This window comes from uncultured Campylobacter sp. (genome assembly GCF_938018035.1).
Lineage (GTDB): Bacteria > Campylobacterota > Campylobacteria > Campylobacterales > Campylobacteraceae > Campylobacter_B.
This window is the reverse complement of sequence record NZ_CALIJF010000234.1, coordinates 1-2,006: the sequence shown is the minus strand read 5'-3', so window position 1 is coordinate 2,006 and position 2,006 is coordinate 1. Positions and strand designations below refer to the sequence as shown.

Genomic DNA, 2,006 nt, shown 5'->3' with positions numbered 1-2,006 from the left:
GACGTTTTGGTTGGGAGATCATGGTGAATTTACCCTAAAAGATCCATATATTCATGAGTGTGAATAAACTTGATCGGTAATTTAAATATTGATAGCCTGCCGTATAGATCGTAGGTATATGCATAAATTCATATTTGTGCGGATACGATAATGTATTTTATACTTTGATTAAGTAATTATGTTGTATAAGCTTATACAACCGATAACAAAAAACGCTTTTAAGGCTTCAAAAGCCTATTTAAGGAGTGAGGGATGCAAGTTCGTTTTATTTTAGCGATCTTGTTTGCCGTATCGTTCGCAAAAGCGGATGATATAAAGCATCCATCGATGCCATGGCAACTGGAACCTATTTTATGGAAAATTCAAGATAAAAAAGTTGTAAGAAAAGCTCTTCACGAACCTATGATCCGGGGTGCAACTACCTTTAATGGCAAGAGTTTTTATTTTGTTACGATAGAAGATAATGCAACGCTCAAAAAAGAATATGAAGAGCATTTATCAAAAGAAAGAGACTTCTGCAACGACTTTTACGATGATCTGTTCGAGTGGAAAAATATAAATATAATCAAACCTCTGGTTTTTGATACGACGGATTACAATAACCCCGTTTTAAAGAAAAATATGGGCGATTGCTGGTATATGGATATGAATACAACGATTAGAGACGGCTTTAGCGGGAGAGGATTTACGTTATATAAATTTGATAATAAGCTTTTGTATATTATGACGTATAGAGATTTTCGGTTATACGAGATGTCTTTTGCAAATTTTATGTATATTCTAGATCCGCAAGAGTGCAGTAAAATTATAAAAGACCCCTCATACGATTCATATTATAGCAGGATAGATTTTGAGGATTATCGAAACAAGATCGCAGGAGATACTCTGATTTATTTCGGACCGATAAAATATAAGAGCGAAGATTATCTACTTTTTATCGATTCCGTAAATTTAATAAACGGTCTTAAAGCGGTTTTTATTAAAATTAGCAAATTTAAAGACAAAGTTTCGCAAACATCCGTTTGTAGAAATTTATATTTAAATACAAAAATTTATCGTTAAGGAGTATACCATGCAATGCATTCAGTTGCCGTTGATAACTTTAAGTATGCAAAATTTTGGCTGGGAGATCATGGCGAATTTACCCTAAAAGATCCATATATTCATGAATGTGAATAAAATCTATTATGCTTAAAGCGAAAGGATAAATCCGCTAAAATGCCTATAAATGGAGCAATATGAGAGTATTAAAATTTATTTTTATAATAGCGGCGTCTATTTTGTTTTGTTATGTGGCGGAGGAGCTTATAAATTATTTGATAATTAAGCCGCGCATTCCTATGGAATTTACCGATATAAATTTAACTAAAGCCGGCAATAAAGCGGAATTATATATAAATAACAAAGATGATAAAATTTGTAGATATTTTACTTTGGATTTTGTCTCATACGATTACGATAGAGATATGAAGCTCTTGGATGATGAGTTCGCAAATACGTATATAGGAGGGGAATACGACGTGAACGAAACGCTGCTGCGCGGTACCAAAATACCGCTAAGTCTAAAGATATACAAAATAGATAATGAGCCGAATAAATTTGGACGCGGAAAGGAGTATTTTTATTATAAGTTAAAACCCGTGTTTGCAGAGGTGAGGAATTTACGCCCCGCGTATATGCAAACGAGTATTTATAGGGGCGAGAAACACTATGACGCATATAGTGCGACGATCGCCTGCACGCCCTTACAAAAAGGTATGTATAAGGTAGAACTAGAGAATTTACAAGATTTGCCTATTTTTTCGAATGTAGAAATTTATTTTACTACGAAAGATAGCGGTCTTAAATATTAAGAGGGCTGCAAGAAAAGGTATTTGATAATTGCGATGTAGAAGCTAGTTCGTACAAACCTTTGTTTCTAGGCTTTTTATTTCGCGTTTGTAATAAAAATATTAAGCAGCATTTAATCCGCCGCACAATACAATATATCGTAAATATCATTTGAA

2 protein-coding genes are annotated in these 2,006 nt (G+C 33.5%); both read left to right on the top strand.

Annotated elements, in window-relative coordinates:
• Nucleotides 1–252 precede the first annotated feature (252 nt).
• Nucleotides 253–1,062 carry a hypothetical protein gene (locus tag Q0257_RS07060; protein ID WP_298023322.1) on the top strand — a complete coding sequence of 270 codons (810 nt, stop codon included), beginning with the start codon at nucleotides 253–255 and terminating at the stop codon, nucleotides 1,060–1,062.
• A gap of 176 nt (nucleotides 1,063–1,238) precedes the next feature.
• On the top strand, nucleotides 1,239–1,853 hold the full coding sequence (locus tag Q0257_RS07055) for a hypothetical protein (RefSeq protein ID WP_298023319.1): 615 nt from the start codon (nucleotides 1,239–1,241) through the stop codon (nucleotides 1,851–1,853).
• Nucleotides 1,854–2,006: the final 153 nt, after the last annotated feature.